The sequence below is a fragment of the Streptomyces sp. NPDC004031 genome, assembly GCF_053604375.1.
This window is the reverse complement of record NZ_JBSGHL010000014.1, coordinates 148,838-168,474: the sequence shown is the minus strand read 5'-3', so window position 1 is coordinate 168,474 and position 19,637 is coordinate 148,838. Positions and strand designations below refer to the sequence as shown.

Genomic DNA, 19,637 nt, shown 5'->3' with positions numbered 1-19,637 from the left:
GGCGCACCGGCCGTGGGCCCGTTATGCTGTGGCTGCGGGGCCCTCGGCCGTGCTGGTGGACGATACTGGGATTGAACCAGTGACCTCTTCCGTGTCAGGGAAGCGCTCTCCCGCTGAGCTAATCGTCCGGGATGGCGGGGCGCCGCCAGGGGGCGCCGTACCGAGTGCGCGATACTGGGATTGAACCAGTGACCTCTTCCGTGTCAGGGAAGCGCTCTCCCGCTGAGCTAATCGCGCGGGAAGGTGCTGCTCAGGGCCCGGTGGGGCCCAGTGGACGATACTGGGATTGAACCAGTGACCTCTTCCGTGTCAGGGAAGCGCTCTCCCGCTGAGCTAATCGTCCTTGGAGGTGGAGACGGGATTTGAACCCGTGTAGACGGCTTTGCAGGCCGTTGCCTCGCCTCTCGGCCACTCCACCAACAGCGGAGGATCCCGGAGGATCCCCCACATCGAGCGGACGACGAGATTCGAACTCGCGACCCTCACCTTGGCAAGGTGATGCTCTACCAACTGAGCCACGTCCGCAGGTCTGCTCCGCAACAACTCCGGGGCGACGCGTTGAACTCTAGCGGATTCCGGGTCCAGCTCAAAAACCGGTTTCCGCAGCGTGCCGGGCCAATGACGGCGAGTTGGTGCGCCCGGCGCCGCGGGAGCGCCCGGCACGCGCCCTCCGGGGCCCCTGTGCGGGCGGCGTGAAAGCCCTGCGTGCGTGCGGTGCGCGCCACCGCGCGACGCCCGCCCTGCCCCTCCCGCGGCCACCGGTCCGCTCACCCTAGACTCGGGTTCCGACCGCTCCAGCCTCCCGGGGAAGCACCGTGCGCGATCTCGTCCCGCTGGCCCGTTTCCACGGGCTCGTCGCCACCGGACTGCGTGATGTCACCGACGATCCCGCCGCCCTGGACTCCACGGGCTTCTGGGCGGTCGTCGCGGACTTCGAGGGCCGCACCGTCTGCGCGCGCTTCGCCGACGTGCACCGCACCCCGCGCTCCGGCGCCGGCCCGGACACCGGGGCCGCGACCGCCGCCCGTGCCGCCCGCTGGCGCGGCCCCGACCCGGCCGCCTGGACGTCCTCCATGGACCGCGCCGCCTACGAGGCGGGCGTGCACGCGATCCGGGCCCGGATCGCCGCCGGCGACGTCTACCAGGTCAACCTCTGCCGCGTCCTGCACGCCCCGCTGCCGCCCGGCCCCGGCGGCGAGGCCCCCGACGTCGACGCGCTCGCGGCCGTTCTGGAGCTGGGCAACCCCGCCCCGTACGCGGCGACCGTCCGGCTGCCCGGCCACGGGGTCGAGGTCGCCACCGCCTCGCCCGAACTCTTCCTGCGCCGCACCGGCACCACCGTCGAATCCGGCCCGATCAAGGGCACCGCGACCACCGCGGACGACTTCCTGCCCAAGGACCGGGCGGAGAACGTGATGATCGTCGACCTGGTCCGCAACGACCTGGGCCGGGTCTGCGCCACCGGTTCGGTCACCGTCCCCGCGCTGTGCGCGGTCGAGCCGCACCCCGGGCTGGCCCACCTCGTCTCGACCGTGCGCGGCGAGCTGCGACCGGGCGCGGGCTGGCCCGACCTGCTCGCCGCCGCCTTCCCGCCCGGCTCCGTCACCGGCGCGCCCAAGTCCAGCGCCCTGCGCATCATCGACGAGCTGGAGACGGCGCTGCGCGGCCCGTACTGCGGCGCGGTCGGCTGGGTCGACGCCGACCGCCGCACCGCCGCCCTCGCGGTCGGCATCCGCACCTTCTGGGTCGCCCGCGACGCCGCCGACCGCCCCGAACTGCGCTTCGGCACCGGCGCCGGCATCACCTGGGGATCGGACGCCGCGGGCGAGTGGGAGGAGACCGAGCTCAAGGCCCGGCGGCTGCTGGCGGTAGCGTCGGGTGCGGCGGGTCCCGAACCCACGCACGGGAACGGCACCGGCGACAGGAACGGCAGCGTCAGCGTCAGCGGGAGGACACAGCGGTGAGGATCTGGGTGGACGGTGGGCTGCGGGACACCGCGGACGCCACCGTGTCGGTGCTCGACCACGGCCTGACGGTCGGCGACGGCGTCTTCGAGACGCTCAAGGCCACCGACGGGCACACCTTCGCGCTGGACCGGCACCTGCGGCGGCTGACCCGCTCCGCGCTCGGCCTCGGCCTGCCCGAACCGGACACCGCCGAGGTCGCCCGCGCCTGCGAGGCCGTCCTGGCCGCCAACCCGCTGCCGCACGCACGCCTGCGGATCACCTACACCGGCGGCATCTCCCCGCTCGGCTCCGACCGCGGCGAGTCCGGCCCCACCCTCGTCGTCGCCGCGAGCCCCGCCCCCGCGCACCCCGCCGCCGGCGCCGTCGTCACCGTCCCCTGGACGCGCAACGAACGCGGCGCCCTCACCGGCCTGAAGACCACCTCGTACGGCGAGAACGTCGTCGCCCTCGCCCGCGCCCGCGAACAGGGCGCCACCGAGGCGATCTTCGCCAACACCACCGGGCGGCTCTGCGAGGGCACCGGCTCCAACGTCTTCGTCGTCCTCGACGGCCGCCTGCTCACCCCGCCGCTCTCCTCCGGCTGCCTCGCCGGCATCACCCGCGAACTCGTCGTCGAATGGTGCGGCGCCCTGGAGGAGGACCTGCCGTACGAGGCCCTCGGCGAGGCGGAGGAGGTCTTCGTCACCTCCTCCCTCCGCGACATCCAGCCCGTCACCCGCGTCGACGCCCGCGAACTGCCCGCGGCGCCCGGCCCGGTGACCGCGAAGGCGATGGAGGTCTTCGCCGAGCGGGCCGCGGCGCACCCCAACCCGTGACGCGCTGCGGCCCATGGCCAAGTGCCTTCTAGGCACCTGGCCTTGGGCCGCGCCGTACACTCGGCCGCACCCCGCCCGGGTGCCGCGCGGGGGAGGAGTGAAGGGGGAGCGGGACGCATGACGACGACGCTCAGACCGGCCGGGGAGGAGTACGCCCTGCGCGGTGGCGCCCGCTCCCGCGACTTCACCGTGTGCGTCAACGGCCGCCCCGTCGGCGGGCTCCGGCTGACCGCCGAGGCACCGGGCGGCTCGGGCCGTATCGACGCGCTCACCGTGGCCGAGCCCGACCGGCGGCGGGGCCGCGGCACGGTCGCCGCGCTCGCCGCGGAAGAGGTGCTGCGGCAGTGGGGCTGCACTCGGGTGACCGCCGAGATCCCGCGGGGCGCGGCCCACGGGCTGCGGATCGCGCACGCCCTCGGCTACACCGAGACCAACCGCGCCCTGGCCAGGGAACTGCCCGCCGGAGCCGCGCCCGCACCGCTCCCGGCCGGCTGCCGCCTCCACGAGGTGGACACCGGATCCGCCGCCGAGTGGCTCGCCGAACTGGAACACGGGTACGCCGCCGAGCTCGTGCGGACCGGCGTCCCCGCCGGGCGGGCCGCCGAGGAGGCCGCGGCATCGACCGCCGCCGCGCTTCCCACCGGCCGCCTCCTCGCCCTCGACGCGGACGGCGCCACGGTGGGCCGCCTGTGGCTCCGCACGGAGCCGCTGCCCGCGTGGGTGCTGGCCGTGGAGGTCCTCCCCGCGCACCGCGGCCGCGGCTTCGGCCGCACCCTGATGCTGGCCGCCGAATCCGCGTGCCGTTCCGCGGGGGTGCGGGAGGTCGGCCTGAACGTCTTCACCACCAACGCGGTGGGCCTCCACCTCTACGCCGCGCTGGGCTACGAGGTACGGTCCCGCTCCTTCTCGAAGGGCCTGTAGCCGGGGGCCTCCTTCGCCCCGGTACGCCTACGACAGGAGTGCGTCCGCCAGGGACTCGATGCGGGTGCGCAGGCCCTCCTGGGAGGCGCCGCCGTCGAGGCGTTCGCCGCCGATGACGTACGTGGGCGTGCCGGTCACGCCGATCGCGCGGCCCTCCGCCTCGTCCGCGTCCACGACGAGCAGGTGCCGTCCGTCGACGAGCGCGGTGTCGACCTCTTCCGCGTCCAGGCCCAGCTCGCGCGCGACCTCGACGAGCAGCGGCTCGCCCTTGGTGCCGAGTTCCTCCGCGCGGGCGAGCACCGCGTGCGCGTACTCCCAGCCGCGGCCCTGCGCGTGGGCCTCCTCGTACGCCTGCGCGGCGGCCAGCGCGTGCTGGTGCTTGGGCAGCGGGAAGTGCCGCAGCTGGATGTCGAGGGAGGCGCCGTACCGCTCGCGCAGGGCGGCGATGTCGCCGAGTGCGGTGCGGCAGTCGGGGCACTGGAGTTCGCACCAGACCTCGAGGACGACGGGCGAGGCGGGGGCGGCGGGGCCGGGGTGTTCCATGGGGCCAGTCTCCCACTCGCGGAGGAGGCGCCCCGGAGATCCCCCTGAACATCCGCGCCGACCGTGGCCCTTGGCGCCCGCGGCGAGGCACGATGGGGAGGGACCGACCGACGGGAGCCGCGAATGCTGACCACGACGCTGTGTGCCGCCCTGTCCGCGGGTGGACTGGGCATCGCCGTGATGACCGCCTACCGGCGCCGCTTCCTGGCGGCGACCAGGATCGCCGCGGTGTCGCTGCTGCCGGTGGGGCTGGCGATGGCGGGACTGGTGACGCTGGGCCGCAAGATCGGCACCGCCACCGCGCACTGGGCCGCCGACCTGGTCTTCAAGCCGACCGTGTGGATGGGCTTCGGTGTGCTCGCGGTCGCCGCGCTGCTGTACGGGGTGACGCGGCTGATCTCCGCCCGCCTCCCGGAGGGCGGCGGTGCGGCGGAGCGCGGCCCGGCGTCCGTGCGGGGCGGTGCGGCGGCTCCGGCGATCGCCGGGAACCGTCCGGCGGCGGTGTCCGGCCGCCGCTCGCGCGGGTCCGACAGCGGCCTGTCGGAGTTCGCCGACGTCGAGGAGATCCTCAAGCGCCGCGGCATCTGACCGCGTCCCGCCCCGCCCGCGTCCGCGGTGCGGGGCCCGTTCGACCGCGCTGCGAACGGCTCCCCCCGGAGTGCTGAAGATCACGGCGAAGTCCGCCGGGGGTGCCTCGGCACCCTGCGGGCTAGGCGAAGATCATCGTGTGCTGCCCACCACCGGCGACCGTGTCGCCGCACAGCGGCGGCCGGAGAGTGCCGTGCCGGCTGCCCCCGACGTCCTCGCCGTCCCCGCTCCGCGCACACCCGTGCGCACCCGGACCGTCGCGTGTCCGGCCCCCGCGGCCGCGGAGCCCGCGGGGCGTCCGCAGCCGGTGGCGGGCGAGGGGGAGGGGCGCGCCGAGGACGCCGTACCGGCCGGGCCCGCGGTGGAGCCGCAGGGGTGCCTGTACGCGCTGTCGCAGCCGCCGCTGATGCTGTTCCTGCTGGTCGTCGGCGGCCTGCTGGGCACGGGCGCCGCGTACGACCTGATCTTCCTGTGAGCCTGGGGCAGGTCCTAGACGGCTGCTTCCGCCGGGTCGCCCGACTCGCGGCGCCGGGCGCGGTACGCGGCGACGTGCAGCCGGTTGCCGCAGGTCCGGCTGTCGCAGTAGCGGCGGGAGCGGTTGCGGGAGAGGTCGACGAAGGCGCGGCGGCAGTCGGGGGCGTCGCAGCGGCGCAGCCGCTCCCGCTCGCCGGCGACGATCAGGAAGGCCAGCGCCATGCCGCAGTCGGCCGCGAGGTGGTCGGCGAGGGAGGCGCCCGGCGCGAAGTAGTGCACGTGCCAGTCGTAGCCGTCGTGGTCGGTGAGCCGCGGGGTGGTGCTCGCGGCGGCGATGAGCGTGTTGAGCAGGCCCGCGGCGGCCGCGTCGTCCTCGGCGGCGAAGACCTCGGCGAAGCGGGCGCGGACCGCCCGGACCGCGCTGAGGTCCTGCCCGTCGAGCCGTCCGACCTCGCTGATGTCCCGCCGTTCGACGAAGGCCCGCAGGTCGGAGAGTTCGGCGAGCCGCTCGCGGCCCTCGCTCGCGGGTGCGGTGTTGAGCAGATCCACCGCGCTGTCGAGCGCGCACCTGGTGTCATGGTTGATCAGCACGAAACGCTCCCTGCGCCGGCGTCGTCGTTCGGCTGCGTTCCGGTGACTCTAGCGTGCGAGAGCCGCCGCCGTGGGGTGTGTCGGCCCCACCGCGGCGGCTCTCGTTCCTGCGGTGTCAGGCGGCCGGCGCGGGCCTGCGCCGCCTTGGGTGTCCGGGCGGTCCCCCCGAGTAGGACCGGCCGCGGACGGTCGGTGACCGCGGCTAGCTCTCCGCGAGGATGTGGGAGAGCTCGGTGTCGAGGTCGAAGTGGCGATGCTCGGTGCCCGGCGGGACCGCGGCGTCCGTCCGCTTCAGGAAGGACTCCAGGGCCCGTGCGGGGGCTTCGAGCAGGGCTTCGCCCTCCGGGGAGCTGAGGGCGATGCAGACGACGCCCTGACCGTGGCTGCGGGACGGCCAGACTCTGACGTCGCCGGTGCCGGTGGGGCGGTGCAGCCCCTCGGCGAGCAGGTCGCGGGCGAAGACCCATTCGACCGTCTCTTCGGCTCCGGTGTGGAAGGTGGCGTGCACGGCATACGGATCGGCCGTGTCGTACCGCAAGCCCGCGGGTACGGGCAGTGAGGATTCGCTCGACACAACGAGGCGCAGGTGCAGCTCGCAGCTGACCGTGGTGTTCATAAGCGCCAGGGCCTTTCGCTCAGTGTGCGCTCGGGGATTCGCACGTCGGCGAAATCGACATGCCACCTGCGGGGACGTTGTAAACCCCTCTGAGGGGTTTGTGAGGCTTCTGGTAGCTCGTCCGGACTAGTGGCGAGAAGGGCGGAAGGGCCGTTTCGGCTAATGCCCCGACGTCCGGTACGTTGGCATATGTGATCGCGGAGAGTGACCAGATCGATGAAGCTGTGGCCAATGGTTCGCGGCTCGGTTCGCGTGCGCCGGAGTTCGTCAAGCGGTCACGGCCGCTGCACGCGGCGTGGCGGGCGGGGATCTTCGTCGTCGGCCTCGCGGTCATCGGCGGCGGCATCGTGCTGCTGCCGCTGCCCGGACCCGGCTGGCTGATCATCTTCGGCGGCATGGCGATCTGGGGGACCGAGTTCGTCTGGGCGCAGAAGGTGCTGCGCTGGACGCGCCGCAAGGTCGCCGACTTCGCCAGGGCCGCCGCCGACCCCCGGGTGCGCCGCCGCAACCTGCTGATCACCACGGCGGTCGTGCTCGTGCTCGCCGGGCTGGCGGTCTGGTACGTGCTCGCCTTCGGGTTCACGATGCCGTGGAAGGCGGTGTGAGGCCGACTGGTCGGGAGGGCCGCGCGGGTGCGGTAAAGTAGTCCGCACGCCGGGGCGATTAGCTCAGCGGGAGAGCACTTCGTTCACACCGAAGGGGTCACTGGTTCGATCCCAGTATCGCCCACCCCGGACCGAGGGTCCCGGAGCCGTCACAGGCTCCGGGACCCTCGGCGTTTCCGCCCCCGCCGCCCGGTCCCGCGCGCACACTGGCCCCATGGACTGGAGTCACTACCGATTCCGCAGCGTCTGGCGGCTGGCCGCCGATCCGGACACCGTCTACCGCGTCCTGGAACGCCCGGACGCCTACCCGCGGTGGTGGCCGCAGATCCGCGAGGTCCGGCAGACCGGCGCCACCACCGGCGTGCTGCGCTTCCGCTCCCTGCTGCCGTACGACCTCGTCGTCACCGCCCGCTCCACCCGCCAGGACCCCGGCGCCCGGGTCCTCGAAGCCGCGATGGAGGGCGACTTGGAGGGCTGGGTGCGCTGGACGGCCGCCCCGGAGGGCACCGGCACCCGGCTGCTCTTCGAGCAGCAGGTCGTCGTCCGCAAACCCCTGATGCGCCTTCTCGCCGCCCCCGGGCGGCCCTTCTTCCTGGCCAACCACACGCTGATGATGTACGCGGGCCTGCGCGGACTGCGCGCCCTGCTGGCGGACGGGCGCGGCCATGTCGTTTGAACGCGCGCCGCGTTCACCTGTAAGGTTCTCGATGTCCCGGGCGATTAGCTCAGCGGGAGAGCACTTCGTTCACACCGAAGGGGTCACTGGTTCGATCCCAGTATCGCCCACACTTTCCGAGACGTTCAGGGCCGCCCTTTCCGGGCGGCCCTTTCGTCGTTCCCGGGGGCGGGTCCCCCCGGCCGGGCTCAGTCCTCGCGGTGCGGGACGGTCGCCGTCTCCAGGAAGAACTGGTCGATGCTGCGCACCGACTCCAGGAAGTCGTCGAGGTTGACCGGCTTGGTGACGTACGCGTTGGCGTGCCGCTCGTAGGCCCCGCTCACGTCGGCGGGGGTCGCGGAGGTGGTGAGCACCACGACCGGGATGCTGCGCAGCTCGCCGTCCTCCTTGAGGACGCCGAGCAGCTCGCGGCCGTTCATCCGGGGCATGTTGAGGTCCAGGACGATCAGGTCCGGGCGCGGGTTGGCCGGGTCGCGGAGGTGGTCGAGCGCTTCGATGCCGTCGTCGGCCCGGGTGATGTCCCGGTCGATCCCCCTGCCGGTGAGTGCCTCCTCCACGAGGAGTGCGTCGGCGGGATCGTCCTCGACGAGGAGCACGCGGTAAGCGGGGTGCGGGACGAGGGAGTTCACTGCGGTGCTCCTGACGTTGTGGACGGCGGGGCGCCCGTACGGTCACCCGCAGGATATGCAGCCCCGGCGGCGTGGACAATCGAGCCTCCGCGAGACAGCGGCCGGGGCCTGTTCCCGGCGGCCGTTACGGGTACGATGGCGCCGTCCGCGACCGGGCCCGCAGTTCGCGTGTCACGCGGCAATCAGCACCGGCCGGTCGTGAGGAGCAGGGTGGACATCCGGATACCGCAGCAGTCCGCCGGGCCGCAGGAGGCACCGCGGCAGCCGCAGCCCGTGGAGGCCGGCCCGGACGGGGCCGGGCGCTGGACGACCCGGCGGTGGCTCACCGTCGGCGTCGCGTCCGCCCTCGCCGTCCTGCTGCTGCTCGGAACGGCGGGCGGCCTGCTGCTGGCCCGTTCCGCGACACTGACCGACCGCGTGCTGGCCGCCGACTCCGCCTTCGTCGCCGCCGTCCGGCTGGAGACCGCCCTGACCGACCAGGAGACCGGCGTCCGCGGCTACGGCCTCACCGGCCAGACCGGCTTCCTCGACCCCTACCGCACCGGTGTCAGCGACCAGCGCACCTTCGCCACCCGGCTGCGGACGGTCATGGGCGACCACGCCGACGTCGTCCGCGACCTCGACACGCTGGAGCAGCGGGCCGCTGTCTGGCAGGGGCGCATCGCCGAGCCCGTCGCCACCGCCCCGCCCGGCGCCCCGGTCGCCCTGGCCTCCGAGCGCGCCGACGAGGGCAAGAGCGAGTTCGACGCCGTACGCGACGCCGCAGGCCGGCTCCAGCAGACCATCCAGCACGCCCGCGAGGACTCCCGCGCCCAGCTGCACTCGGCCACCACCGAACGCGACGTCCTCTTCGCCGCGATCGGCGCGCTCATCGTCGGCCTGACCACCGCCGTCTTCGTCGGGCTGCGCCGCGGTGTGACGCGCCCGCTGGAGCGGCTGTCCGGCGACGTACGGCTGGTCGCCGACGGCATGTTCGACCACCCCGTCACCCCGACCGGACCGGCCGACCTGCGGCAGATGGCCGCCGGTGTGGAGTCGATGCGGGTCCGGCTGGTCCGCGAGCTCGCCCGCACCGACGCCAACCGGCTGCAACTGGACGAGCAGGCCACCGAACTGCGCCGCTCCAACGCCGAGCTGGAGCAGTTCGCCTACGTCGCCTCGCACGACCTCCAGGAACCGCTGCGCAAGGTCGCCAGCTTCTGCCAGCTGCTCCAGCGCCGCTACGCCGACCGGCTCGACGAACGCGCCGGGCAGTACATCGGCTTCGCCGTGGACGGCGCCAACCGCATGCAGACCCTCATCAACGACCTGCTCGCCTTCTCCCGCGTCGGGCGGCTGAACGCCGAGACCTCCGAAGTGGACCTGGAGCAGCTCTTCACCCGCACCGCCGACGCGCTGAGCGTCGTGGTCGAGGAGGCGGGCGCCGAACTGGAGCACGACCCGCTGCCCACGGTCACCGGCGACGCCACCCAGCTGGGCATGCTGCTGCAGAACCTGCTGTCCAACGCGGTCAAGTTCCGCAGCCCCGACCGACCGCCGCGGATCCGGCTCAGCGCCCACGCCGACGACGACGGCCTGTGGCACTTCGCCGTCAGCGACAACGGCATCGGCATCAGCCCGGAGTTCGCCGAGCAGGTCTTCGTCATCTTCCAGCGGCTGCACACCCGCGAGACCTACCCGGGCAACGGGATCGGCCTGGCCCTGTGCAAGAAGATCGTCGAATTCCACGGCGGGACCATCGCCGTCGACCCCGTCCACACCCCCGGGACGCGTATCGCCTTCACGCTCTCCGGGCCGTCCCCCGCCGCGGCGGCCGCCGCGACGCAGGAGAACCATCGGTGAACCTTGCGGCAACCGGGCCGGCGGACGCGCCGGCCCACCCCAGGCTGCGCGTTCTGCTCGTCGAGGACGACCCGGGCGACGCGCTGCTCGTCGAGGAGTACCTCGCCGACACCACCCTCGACGTCGACCTGACGTGGGTGCAGAGTCTGCACGAGGGCATCGCGCTGGCCACCCGGCAGGCGCCCGACTGCGTCCTGCTCGACCTGCACCTGCCCGACGCGCAGGGCGTCGGCGCCGTGCGCCGGGTGCAGGAGGCCTGCGGCGTCGCGGCCGTCATCGTGCTGACCGGCCTGGCCGAGGACACCGCGGGCGCCGACGCGGTGGCCTCCGGCGCGCAGGACTACCTGGTCAAAGGCTCCGTCACCGGCGAGCTGCTGGACCGGGCGATCCGCTACGCCGTGCACCGCAAACAGGTCGAGCACACCGCGGCGCAGCTGCGCGCCAACCAGCAGCGCGCGCAGGAGAACCAGCGGCTGGAACGCGGCCTGCTGCCCGTCCCGATGCTGCCGCCCGAACCCCGGGTCGTCCCGGCGTCCCGCTACCTGCCCGGACGCGAGGGCGCCCTGCTGGCCGGGGATTTCCTCGACGTCGTGGAGACCGCCGACGGCGTCGTGCACGCCGTCATCGGCGACGTCAGCGGCCACGGGCCCGACGAGGCCGCGATGGGGGTGTGCCTGCGGATCGCGTGGCGCACGCTGGTCCTCGGCGGCTACCGGGACGCCGCGCTGCTCGCGCTGCTGGAACGGATCCTGGTCGCCGAGCGCACCGACCCGGCCATGTTCGCCACCGTCGCGACGCTGCGGCTGGACCCGGCGGCCGGCCACGCCGACGTCACCCTCGCCGGGCACGAGGCACCGCTGCTGGTCGAGAAGGGCCAGGCGGCCCAGATCGCGGCCCGGCCCGGTATCGCGCTCGGCTTCCTGCCCGGCACCCAGGACTGGCGCACCTCACAGGTCGTGCTGCCCCCCGCCGGGGCCCTGCTGCTGTACACCGACGGGCTCACCGAGGGGCACGCGGGCAGCGGCCCGGAGCGGCTCGGCACCGAGGGCCTCATCACCGTCATCGCCGCCGCGCCCGAACCGTACGGCCAGGCCCTCCTTGACCACCTCACGGCCGCCACCCGCGCCCTGGACGGCGGGCGGCACCTCGACGACGTCGCCGTCCTGCTGCTCACCTGGGTGGCCACCGGCAGGCTGCCGGAGCCCAGGGCGCCGCAGAACGGACATGAGGTCGGTCACGGCAGGTAAGGGGACCCTTCCCTCGGGGCGGAACGGCTGGTAAGGATGGAAGGGTCCCCCCAGATCGGAAGTCCTGCCATGAACGCCGCCGATGCCCGCGATCCCCGCAATCCGGACCGCCCCGACCTCGTGCCCTTCAGCCTCGACCTGACGCGCGACGAGGTCCGGCGGCGTGCCGAGGTCGTCGCCGCGCTGGGCCCGGACTGGGACCCGGTCGAGGTGCTGCGCGGCGAGGCCGAGGCGTACGCGCTGCTCTACTCCGGGCTGGACGCCGAGCAGCAGCGCGTCCACGACGAACTGGTCGCGGCCGGGGTCCTGCCGGGCCGCGGGCCCGGACCGCAGGACGGGCCGGGGGAGGGGCCGGGCCGTGCGGCTGCCCATTGACCCCCAGGCCGACCCCGCCCGGCGGGCCTGGGTGGCCTGCCCCGGCTGCGACGACGCGCGTGACTGCGCGGCCTGCGCCGGCCGCCGCACCTGCGGGGAGCACTGGCGCTACCTGCTGTCCAACCGCGGCCCCGTCGTCCACCTCCAGTGCCCGCGCTGCACGCATGTGTGGTCGCTGAACACCCGGCCGGGCGCCGCGGGCCCCGGCGGCGGCTCCCCCTGCCCCTGAAGGCGGCCCCGCGGGCACCTGTGGACGGCCTGCGCGGGGGGACCTCCCGGCTCGGTACGATTCAGGCGTGCGGCGACCTCCGCCGCGGTCCGTAGACCTCAGTCAGGAGCAGACCGGTGTCAGACCTCCGTGTGATCATCAGACGCGATTCCGCCGAACCGGAAGAGCGGACGGTCACGACGGGCACGACGGCCGCCGGGCTCTTCGAGGGCGAGCGGTCCGTCGTCGCGGCCCGGGTCGGCGGCGAGCTGCGTGACCTGACGTACGTCCTGGCCGACGGCGAGACCGTCGAGCCGGTCGAGATCACCAGCGACGACGGCCTCAACATCCTGCGGCACTCGACCGCGCACGTCATGGCGCAGGCCGTGCAGGAGCTGTTCCCCGAGGCCAAGCTCGGTATCGGCCCGCCCATCAAGGACGGCTTCTACTACGACTTCGACGTCGACAAGCCCTTCCAGCCCGACGACCTCAAGGCCGTCGAGAGGAAGATGCAGGAGATCCAGAAGCGCGGCCAGCGCTTCTCCCGCCGCGTCGTCACCGAGGACGAGGCCCGCGCGGAGCTGGCCGCCGAGCCGTACAAGCTGGAGCTCATCGGCCTCAAGGGCTCCTCGGCCGGCAGCGAGGACGGCGCGGACGTCGAGGTGGGCGGCGGCGAGCTGACCATCTACGACAACCTCGACGCCAAGACCGGCGAGCTGTGCTGGAAGGACCTGTGCCGCGGCCCGCATCTGCCGAGCACCCGCCTCATCCCGGCCTTCAAGCTCATGCGCAACGCTGCGGCGTACTGGCGCGGCAGCGAGAAGAACCCGATGCTCCAGCGCATCTACGGCACCGCCTGGCCGACCAAGGACGAGCTGAAGGCGTACCTGGAGTTCCTGGAGGAGGCCGCCAAGCGCGACCACCGCAAGCTCGGCAGCGAGCTGGACCTCTTCTCCATCCCCGAGCAGATCGGCTCGGGCCTCGCGGTCTTCCACCCCAAGGGCGGCATCGTCCGCCGGGTCATGGAGGACTACTCGCGCCGCCGGCACGAGGAGGAGGGCTACGAGTTCGTCTACACCCCGCACGCCACCAAGGGCACGCTGTTCGAGACGTCGGGCCACCTGGACTGGTACGCCGACGGCATGTACCCGCCCATGCAGCTCGACGAGGGCACGGACTACTACCTCAAGCCCATGAACTGCCCGATGCACAACCTGATCTTCGACGCGCGCGGCCGCTCCTACCGCGAACTGCCGCTGCGGCTGTTCGAGTTCGGCACGGTCTACCGCTACGAGAAGTCGGGCGTCGTGCACGGCCTGACCCGGGCCCGCGGCTTCACGCAGGACGACGCGCACATCTACTGCACCAAGGAGCAGATGGCCGAGGAACTCGACAAGACCCTCACCTTCGTCCTCAACCTGCTGCGCGACTACGGCCTCACCGACTTCTACCTGGAGCTGTCCACCAAGGACCCGGAGAAGTACGTCGGCTCCGACGAGGTGTGGGAGGAGGCCACCGAGACGCTGCGCCAGGTCGCCGAGAAGCAGGGCCTGCCGCTCGTGCCCGACCCGGGCGGTGCCGCCTTCTACGGCCCGAAGATCTCCGTCCAGACGAAGGACGCGATCGGCCGCAGCTGGCAGATGTCCACCGTGCAGCTGGACTTCAACCTGCCCGAGCGCTTCGATCTCCAGTACACCGCCCCCGACGGCTCGCGGCAGCGCCCCGTCATGATCCACCGGGCGCTGTTCGGCTCGATCGAGCGCTTCTTCGCGGTGCTGCTGGAGCACTACGCGGGCGCCTTCCCGGCGTGGCTCGCGCCCGTCCAGGCGGTCGGCATCCCGGTGGGCGACGCGCATGTGTCCTACCTGGAGGAGTTCGCGGGCGAGGCGAAGCGCAAGGGGCTGCGGGTCGAGGTGGACGCGTCCTCGGACCGGATGCAGAAGAAGATCCGCACGCACCAGAAGCTGAAGGTCCCGTTCATGATCATCGTCGGCGACGAGGACATGACGAACGGCACGGTGTCCTTCCGCTACCGCGACGGTTCGCAGGAGAACGGCATCCCGCGGGACCAGGCGCTGGCCAAGCTGGTGGACGTCGTGGAGCGCCGCGTCCAGGTGTGAGCGCCCGCTGCCCCCGGTGCCGCCGCTCAGCGGTCCGGGGGCAGCTCGCCCTCGCGGGCGAAGACCTGGAAGAGCCAGGAGGAGAAGGAGCCGGTCACCGCGCCCAGCAGGGCCAGGCCCATCGCCATCAGGAAGGCCGCGATGGTCCGGCCGCCCACCGTGACCGGCGTGACGTCGCCGTAGCCGACCGTCGTGAGCGTCTCGCACACCCACCACACCGCGTCCCCGAAGGTGCGGATGGTGGCGCCCGGCGCGCCCCGCTCCTGCTGGTAGACGGCGAGCGCGCCCGCGAAGCCCATGAGCAGCGTCGAGATGCCCGCGTACGCGATGACGCGGCCGTACAGGCTGAGCCGCGGCTGCGCGTTGCGGCGCTGCATCACCTGGTAGATCTGCACCGCCCGCAGCGGGCGCAGCAGCGGCAGCAGCAGCACGACGGTGTCCAGCAGGTGGTGCGCGACGTAGCGCGGGCCGAAGCGCCGGCCGCTGAGCCGGACCCGCACCACGTAGTCGGCGAGGAAGCCCGCCCAGGTCGTGCCGATGACGGCGAGCAGCGCGGTGTGCGCGGCCCGCGGCAGCCCGGTGTCGAGCACGTGCACGGCGTAGGCGGCGAGGTAGAGCGTCGACAGCAGGAAGAGCGGGGTCTCGCTGCGGTTCTGCCAGCGCTCCAGCCGGTCGTGGTCCTCCATCGGGACAGGATCGCGGTACGGGCCCGGGGCCGGGCCCGGCGACACGCGCCCCGCCGGGGAAGTCCTATGCTGAGCGGCATGACGAGTGAGCCGGAGCACAGGCACGGGGCGGGGGTACCGGACGCGTTCCAGCGGCTGTGGACCCCGCACCGCATGGCGTACATCCAGGGGGAGAACAAGCCCACCGGTCCCGGCGCCGGCGACGGATGTCCGTTCTGCGCGATCCCGGCCGAGTCGGACGAGGACGGGCTGGTCATCAAGCGCGGCGAGCACGTGTACGTGGTGCTCAACCTCTACCCGTACAACAGCGGGCACCTGATGGTGGTGCCCTACCGGCATGTCGCCGACTACACCGAGCTGGACGCGGCGGAGACGCTGGAGCTGGCGGAGCTGACCAAGCGGGCGATGACGGCGCTGCGCGGCGCCTCGGGCGCGCACGGCTTCAACATCGGCATGAACCAGGGCGCCGTGGCGGGCGCGGGCATCGCCGCCCATCTGCACCAGCACGTGGTGCCGCGGTGGGGCGGCGATGTGAACTTCATGCCGGTCGTCGGCCACACGAAGGTGCTCCCGCAACTCCTGGCCGACACCCGCAAACTCCTCGCCGACGCCTGGCCCCGCTGAGGGCCCGGCCGCGCGGCGTCACGCGTCGTAGGCGTCGGCCTTCTTGGGCTCGGCGCTCTGCACCGCGCCGCTGAGGGAGGACGAGCGGCTGCTGAAGTGCGTGGTGTCCACGCCGTTCTCGGCCATGACCTGGATCGCGGCGGCGTGCACCGCGCGCAGCACGGGGGTCGCGGTGCGCAGCGCGTCGTCGGCCATGAAGCGGTGGCCCCACGGCTTGTCGACCCATGTGTGGCGCAGCCCGAACGGCTCGGGGAGCGTGAGGGTGCCGCCGAGGTGGTCCAGGACCGGCGGGAACCAGGTCAGCGGGGCGCGGGCGGCGAGCCGGACGACCTCGGTCGAGTCGATCAGCGGCAGGTTGACGGTCCTGGTCTCCCAGAACTTGACCGACTTGCTGACGGTCTTGGTCCTGGCCGAAGGGCCCGAGGTGAACAGCCCGTTGACCGGGCCGAGGGCGTGCGCGGTGACGTCGACCCGCAGGGTGTGGGCGAGCACGGTCACCGTCGTCATGAGGGTGATGACGAGGTTGCCGTCCCACAGGGTGAACTGGATGCCCAGGTAGTGGCGGTTGCCCTTGCCGAACTGCTGGGTGTTGCAGATCCGCTGGATCTCGAAGTCCTTGACGGTGAAGGCGTCGACCTCCGCGCCGGTCGGGCGGGAGATCTTCGAGGCGCCCTCGCCGGTCGGGACGACGATCCAGTGCCGTATCGACGGCTTGCTGAAGCCGCCGGTGTGCAGCGGGGTGCGCTCCAGCATCCGCAGCCGGTCGTGGATCGCGCGGATCACGTCCCAGCTGCGGAAGGGGTTGATGTCCTTGACGCCCTCGGCGGGCACCAGCTCCTCGGCCATGTGCCAGCTGCCCCAGCGGCTGCCCATGCCGAGTATCCCCTTGGGACCGGCGTAGAAGACGACGTTGCTGCGCTGCTCGGCGGAGAGCTTGGCGAGGGACTGGCGCAGCGTCTCGGCCTTGGTCTGGTTGGGGTTGCGCGGCACCGCCTCGGGGATCTTCGCGCCGACGCCGCTGCCCGCGACGAGGCCGCCCCAGCGGTCGCGCAGGTCCTTCGCGGTGCGCTCGCAGATCCGCTTGGCGTAGAACCAGCCGATGACCGGGACGATCATCATGACCCGGAAGTACTGCCGCCAGAAGCCGGAGAACGGTGGTACGACCGCCAGCAGCACGGCCAGCGCGACGGCGACGAAGAGCACCGCGCCGCCGAGCACGCCGTACTTCTTGCCGCCGGCCTTCGCGTTGCCGAGCGACTTGCGCAGCTGGAAGGCGCCGAGCCACAGCAGCACGCCGGGCAGGAAGAGCACGCCGAACACGCCCATCACGACGGTCAGCCGGGTGTCGCGCTCCTGCCGGATGCGGTTGGCGGCCAGGCAGTGCTCGACGACGGTCTGCGGCTCGACGCCGAAGGACTGCACGAGTTCGCCGCGGGCCCCGCCGAGCATCCGGGTCTGCACGGCGCGCGACCAGGCCTCGCCGAGGTTGGGCTCGAAGAGCGACAGCCGCGGGGGCTTGACCTTGGTGGCGTCGTTGATCTCGACCAGCGCCTCCATCTTGGAGTCCCGGTACGCCGCCGAGGCGAGCGCCTGCGTCGCGCCGGTCTCGCCGTCGGTGCCCGTGAGCGGGACCTGAGCCCCGGGGCTGAAGTCGAATCCGTTCGTCACCGATGCCCCCAGTCCGCCATGCCGCCGCACCACCCCGCTCCGACCGGCCCATTCCCCGCCGGAGTCCGTGTCACACGTTCGGAGCAGTCACCAGATTACCGGCGCGGCGGCCCGCGGTGGGGCCGCAAGCCGCCGACGCCTCGTCAACGCTCCGGCGTACGCCGGGTGTTGGCGGTGTCACGGGCCGGGGTCAGCCGGCCGGGACGGAGGTTCCCTCCTGCTCGCGCAGCTTCGCCGCGAGCGCCGCGGGCATCGGCTCGTGCCGGGCGTAGTGCCGGCTGAAGCGCCCGGTGCCGTGCGACAGCGACCGCAGGTCCACCGCGTAGCGGCCGATCTCGATCTCCGGCACGTCGGCCCGCACCAGGGTGCGTCCCGGTCCCGCGGGCTCGGTGCCCAGAACCCGCCCGCGGCGCGCGGACAGGTCGCTCATCACCGGGCCGACGTACGCGTCCGGCACCATCACCCCGACCTCGGAGACCGGCTCCAGCAGATCGATCCGGCACTCGGCCGCGGCCTCCCGCAGGGCGAGCGCCCCGGCGGTCTGGAAGGCGGCGTCGGAGGAGTCGACGGAGTGCGCCTTCCCGTCCGAGAGCGTGACGCGGATGTCGACCACCGGGAAGCCCATCGCGACCCCGCGGGCGGCCTGGGCGCGCACGCCCTTCTCCACCGACGGGACGAACTGCCGCGGCACCGCCCCGCCGACGACCTTGTCCACGAACTCGATGCCCGAGCCCGCGGGCAGCGGCTCCACCTCGATCTCGCAGATCGCGAACTGCCCGTGCCCGCCGGACTGCTTGACGTGCCGCCCGCGCGCCGCGGCCGGCCGCCCGAAGGTCTCCCGCAGCGGCACCCGGTAGGGCACCGCGTCGACCTGCACCCCGTACCGGCCGCGCAGCCGCTCCAGGGCCACCTCGGCATGCGCCTCGCCCAGGCACCACAGCACGACCTGCCCGGTCGCCCGGTTCTGCTCCAGCCGCATCGTCGGGTCCTCGGCGACCAGCCGGGACAGGCCCAGCGAGAGCTTGTCCTCGTCCGCCTTGCTGTGCGCCTCGATCGCGACGGGCAGCAGCGGGTCCGGCATCTGCCACGGCTCCATCAGCAGCGGGCGATCCTTGGCCGAGAGGGTGTCCCCGGTCTCGGCGCGGGCCAGCTTCGCCACGCACACCAGGTCGCCGGCCGCGGCGGACGGCACCGGGCGCTGGTGCTTGCCGAACGGCGAGGTCAGGGCGCCGACCCGCTCGTCCACGTCGTGGTCCTCGTGGCCGCGGTCGGCCATGCCGTGCCCGGACACGTGCACGGTGTCGTCGGGCCGCAGCGTCCCGGAGAAGACCCGCACCAGGCTGAGCCGCCCCACGTACGGGTCGGACGACGTCTTGACCACCTCGGCGGCCAGCGGCCCGTCCGGGTCGCAGGTCAGGGCGGTGCGTGCGCCGTCCAGCGCGGCGACCGGCGGCACCGCGCGCTCCAGCGGCGTCGGGAAGCCGCCGGTCATCAGCTCCAGCAGTTCGACGGTGCCCAGCCCCTGCCGGGCGCCCTCGGCGGCGGGGGCGGCGGCCAGCACCGGGTGGAAGGTGCCGCGGGCCACCGCGCGCTCCAGGTCGGCGATCAGGGTGCCGACGTCGATGTCCTCGCCGCCCAGGTAGCGGTCCATGAGGGTCTCGTCCTCGCTCTCGGCGATGATCCCCTCGATCAGCCGGTCGCGGGACCGCGCCAGCAGCGGCAGCAGGTCCTCGGGCGGATCCTGCGCGGCCCGCTCGCCGGAGGAGTAGTCGTACACCCGCCGGGTCAGCAGCCCGGCCAGGCCCGTCACCGGGGCGTGCCCGTCGGGTCCCGGCTCCCCGTGCACGGGGAGGTAGAGCGGCAGCACCGCGTCCGGGTCGTCGCCGCCCAGCTCGCGGGCGACCTGCGCGGCCGTCTCCTCGAAGCCGGCCCGCGCCGACTCCAGGTGCGTCACCACGACCGCCCGCGGCATGCCGACGGCCGCGCACTCGTCCCACACCATCCGCGTCGCACCGCCGACGCCCTCGCCGTCCTGCGCCGCCGAGACGACGAAGAGGGCCGCGTCCGCCGCCCGCAGACCGGCCCGCAGCTCCCCGACGAAGTCGGCGTACCCGGGGGTGTCGAGCACGTTGACCTTGACGCCGTCCCATGCGACCGGCACCAGCGACAGCTGCACCGAGCGCCCCTGCCGCTGCTCGATCTCGTCGTGGTCGGAGACCGAGCCGCCGTCCTCCACCCGGCCCGCCCGGTTCACCGCGCCGGTGGTCAGCGCCAGCGCCTCCACCAGTGTCGTCTTGCCCGCTCCGCTGTGGCCGACCAGCACCACGTTGCGCACCTGCTCGGGGCGGTCGGCCGCCGGTGCCCTTCCGGCGGCCCCTGGCTGTCCGTTCCTGTCGGCTGCACCCATGTGCACTCGCCTCCCGGCCTTGCCCGCGTGGGGTC

The 19,637-nt window shown here is 73.3% G+C and carries 20 protein-coding genes and 7 tRNA genes; 15 read left to right on the top strand and 12 right to left on the bottom strand.

The annotated features are described in order from the left end of the window. Positions 1-53: 53 nt before the first annotated feature. From ACWERV_RS12155 to ACWERV_RS12135, 5 genes are all read right to left on the bottom strand, one after another. Positions 54-128 (bottom strand) — tRNA-Val (locus ACWERV_RS12155). Positions 129-165: 37 nt separating this feature from the next. Continuing rightward, positions 166-237: transfer RNA gene (locus tag ACWERV_RS12150), tRNA-Val, on the bottom strand. Positions 238-271: 34 nt separating this feature from the next. After that, positions 272-343, bottom strand: a tRNA-Val gene (locus tag ACWERV_RS12145). A 1-nt stretch (position 344) separates the two neighbouring features. Next, a tRNA-Cys gene (locus ACWERV_RS12140) sits at positions 345-418 on the bottom strand. Positions 419-452: 34 nt separating this feature from the next. Beyond that, positions 453-525, bottom strand: a tRNA-Gly gene (locus tag ACWERV_RS12135). A 290-nt stretch (positions 526-815) separates the two neighbouring features. On the opposite strand from ACWERV_RS12135, the gene ACWERV_RS12130 reads away from it, so the two are divergent. From ACWERV_RS12130 to ACWERV_RS12120, 3 genes are all read left to right on the top strand, one after another. Next, the gene (locus ACWERV_RS12130; protein ID WP_452931822.1) at positions 816-1,964 is read left to right on the top strand and encodes a chorismate-binding protein; all 1,149 of its coding nucleotides are present in this window, start codon (positions 816-818) and stop codon (positions 1,962-1,964) included. Beyond that, positions 1,961-2,782 carry an aminotransferase class IV gene (locus ACWERV_RS12125; RefSeq protein WP_398180442.1) on the top strand — a complete coding sequence of 274 codons (822 nt, stop codon included), beginning with the start codon at positions 1,961-1,963 and terminating at the stop codon, positions 2,780-2,782. Before ACWERV_RS12130 ends, ACWERV_RS12125 begins: the two co-directional genes overlap by 4 nt. Before the next feature lie 117 nt (positions 2,783-2,899). Then, positions 2,900-3,703 (top strand): GNAT family N-acetyltransferase, encoded by an 804-nt coding sequence (locus ACWERV_RS12120; protein WP_452931819.1) that lies wholly within the window; start codon positions 2,900-2,902, stop codon positions 3,701-3,703. Between the two features lie 27 nt (positions 3,704-3,730). Here ACWERV_RS12120 and ACWERV_RS12115 read toward each other — a convergent pair whose 3' ends face one another. Then, complete coding sequence (locus ACWERV_RS12115) at positions 3,731-4,246, bottom strand: DsbA family protein (RefSeq protein ID WP_452931817.1); 516 nt, start codon at positions 4,244-4,246, stop codon at positions 3,731-3,733. Between the two features lie 123 nt (positions 4,247-4,369). On the opposite strand from ACWERV_RS12115, the gene ACWERV_RS12110 reads away from it, so the two are divergent. Further along, positions 4,370-4,834: a hypothetical protein gene (locus tag ACWERV_RS12110; protein ID WP_452931814.1), complete on the top strand. Its 465-nt coding sequence runs from the start codon at positions 4,370-4,372 to the stop codon at positions 4,832-4,834. Positions 4,835-4,973: 139 nt separating this feature from the next. Continuing rightward, the gene (locus ACWERV_RS12105; RefSeq protein WP_452931849.1) at positions 4,974-5,309 is read left to right on the top strand and encodes a hypothetical protein; all 336 of its coding nucleotides are present in this window, start codon (positions 4,974-4,976) and stop codon (positions 5,307-5,309) included. 14 nt (positions 5,310-5,323) lie between these two features. Here the strand turns inward: ACWERV_RS12105 and ACWERV_RS12100 are convergent, their stop codons facing one another. Together ACWERV_RS12100 and ACWERV_RS12095 are read right to left on the bottom strand one after the other, a co-directional pair. Beyond that, positions 5,324-5,899, bottom strand: a complete 576-nt coding sequence (locus ACWERV_RS12100) for a CGNR zinc finger domain-containing protein (RefSeq protein ID WP_452931812.1) — start codon at positions 5,897-5,899, stop codon at positions 5,324-5,326. A 202-nt stretch (positions 5,900-6,101) separates the two neighbouring features. Next, a complete protein-coding gene (locus ACWERV_RS12095) occupies positions 6,102-6,515 on the bottom strand; it encodes an SsgA family sporulation/cell division regulator (protein WP_003959770.1) in 414 nt (137 codons plus the stop codon). A gap of 191 nt (positions 6,516-6,706) precedes the next feature. Between ACWERV_RS12095 and ACWERV_RS12090 the strand changes: the two genes are divergently transcribed. The 4 genes from ACWERV_RS12090 to ACWERV_RS12075 all read left to right on the top strand — a co-directional run bounded on the left by ACWERV_RS12090 (position 6,707) and on the right by ACWERV_RS12075 (position 7,906). Beyond that, the gene (locus ACWERV_RS12090; RefSeq protein WP_452931809.1) at positions 6,707-7,120 is read left to right on the top strand and encodes a TIGR02611 family protein; all 414 of its coding nucleotides are present in this window, start codon (positions 6,707-6,709) and stop codon (positions 7,118-7,120) included. A gap of 52 nt (positions 7,121-7,172) precedes the next feature. Beyond that, a tRNA-Val gene (locus ACWERV_RS12085) sits at positions 7,173-7,244 on the top strand. Between the two features lie 90 nt (positions 7,245-7,334). After that, entirely contained in the window at positions 7,335-7,796 is a 462-nt protein-coding gene (locus tag ACWERV_RS12080) for an SRPBCC family protein (protein WP_398180420.1), read from the top strand. A gap of 38 nt (positions 7,797-7,834) precedes the next feature. After that, a tRNA-Val gene (locus ACWERV_RS12075) sits at positions 7,835-7,906 on the top strand. Positions 7,907-7,984: 78 nt separating this feature from the next. On the opposite strand, the gene ACWERV_RS12070 is transcribed toward ACWERV_RS12075, so the two are convergent. Continuing rightward, on the bottom strand, positions 7,985-8,425 hold the full coding sequence (locus tag ACWERV_RS12070) for a response regulator (RefSeq protein ID WP_452931807.1): 441 nt from the start codon (positions 8,423-8,425) through the stop codon (positions 7,985-7,987). Between the two features lie 273 nt (positions 8,426-8,698). Between ACWERV_RS12070 and ACWERV_RS12065 the strand changes: the two genes are divergently transcribed. The 5 genes from ACWERV_RS12065 to thrS all read left to right on the top strand — a co-directional run bounded on the left by ACWERV_RS12065 (position 8,699) and on the right by thrS (position 14,217). Beyond that, positions 8,699-10,267 carry a sensor histidine kinase gene (locus ACWERV_RS12065; protein WP_452931846.1) on the top strand — a complete coding sequence of 523 codons (1,569 nt, stop codon included), beginning with the start codon at positions 8,699-8,701 and terminating at the stop codon, positions 10,265-10,267. Next, the gene (locus ACWERV_RS12060) at positions 10,264-11,514 is read left to right on the top strand and encodes a PP2C family protein-serine/threonine phosphatase (RefSeq protein ID WP_452931804.1); all 1,251 of its coding nucleotides are present in this window, start codon (positions 10,264-10,266) and stop codon (positions 11,512-11,514) included. Before ACWERV_RS12065 ends, ACWERV_RS12060 begins: the two co-directional genes overlap by 4 nt. A gap of 69 nt (positions 11,515-11,583) precedes the next feature. Continuing rightward, positions 11,584-11,889, top strand: a complete 306-nt coding sequence (locus ACWERV_RS12055) for a DUF6400 family protein (RefSeq protein WP_398180408.1) — start codon at positions 11,584-11,586, stop codon at positions 11,887-11,889. Next, positions 11,873-12,118, top strand: a complete 246-nt coding sequence (locus ACWERV_RS12050; protein ID WP_398180405.1) for a hypothetical protein — start codon at positions 11,873-11,875, stop codon at positions 12,116-12,118. The genes ACWERV_RS12055 and ACWERV_RS12050 overlap by 17 nt, the downstream gene beginning before the upstream one ends. A 116-nt stretch (positions 12,119-12,234) precedes the next feature. After that, the gene (gene thrS, locus ACWERV_RS12045) at positions 12,235-14,217 is read left to right on the top strand and encodes a threonine--tRNA ligase (protein ID WP_452931801.1); all 1,983 of its coding nucleotides are present in this window, start codon (positions 12,235-12,237) and stop codon (positions 14,215-14,217) included. 26 nt (positions 14,218-14,243) lie between these two features. On the opposite strand, the gene ACWERV_RS12040 is transcribed toward thrS, so the two are convergent. After that, positions 14,244-14,903 carry a potassium channel family protein gene (locus ACWERV_RS12040; protein WP_452931799.1) on the bottom strand — a complete coding sequence of 220 codons (660 nt, stop codon included), beginning with the start codon at positions 14,901-14,903 and terminating at the stop codon, positions 14,244-14,246. Between the two features lie 66 nt (positions 14,904-14,969). Here ACWERV_RS12040 and ACWERV_RS12035 point away from each other — a divergent pair, with 66 nt between their 5' ends. Beyond that, positions 14,970-15,527, top strand: coding sequence for an HIT family protein (locus ACWERV_RS12035; RefSeq protein WP_452931796.1), 558 nt, complete (start codon positions 14,970-14,972; stop codon positions 15,525-15,527). 18 nt (positions 15,528-15,545) lie between these two features. On the opposite strand, the gene ACWERV_RS12030 is transcribed toward ACWERV_RS12035, so the two are convergent. Beyond that, positions 15,546-17,195, bottom strand: a complete 1,650-nt coding sequence (locus tag ACWERV_RS12030) for a hypothetical protein (protein ID WP_452931795.1) — start codon at positions 17,193-17,195, stop codon at positions 15,546-15,548. A 190-nt stretch (positions 17,196-17,385) separates the two neighbouring features. Next, positions 17,386-19,602: an elongation factor G-like protein EF-G2 gene (locus tag ACWERV_RS12025; RefSeq protein ID WP_452931792.1), complete on the bottom strand. Its 2,217-nt coding sequence runs from the start codon at positions 19,600-19,602 to the stop codon at positions 17,386-17,388. Positions 19,603-19,637: the final 35 nt, after the last annotated feature.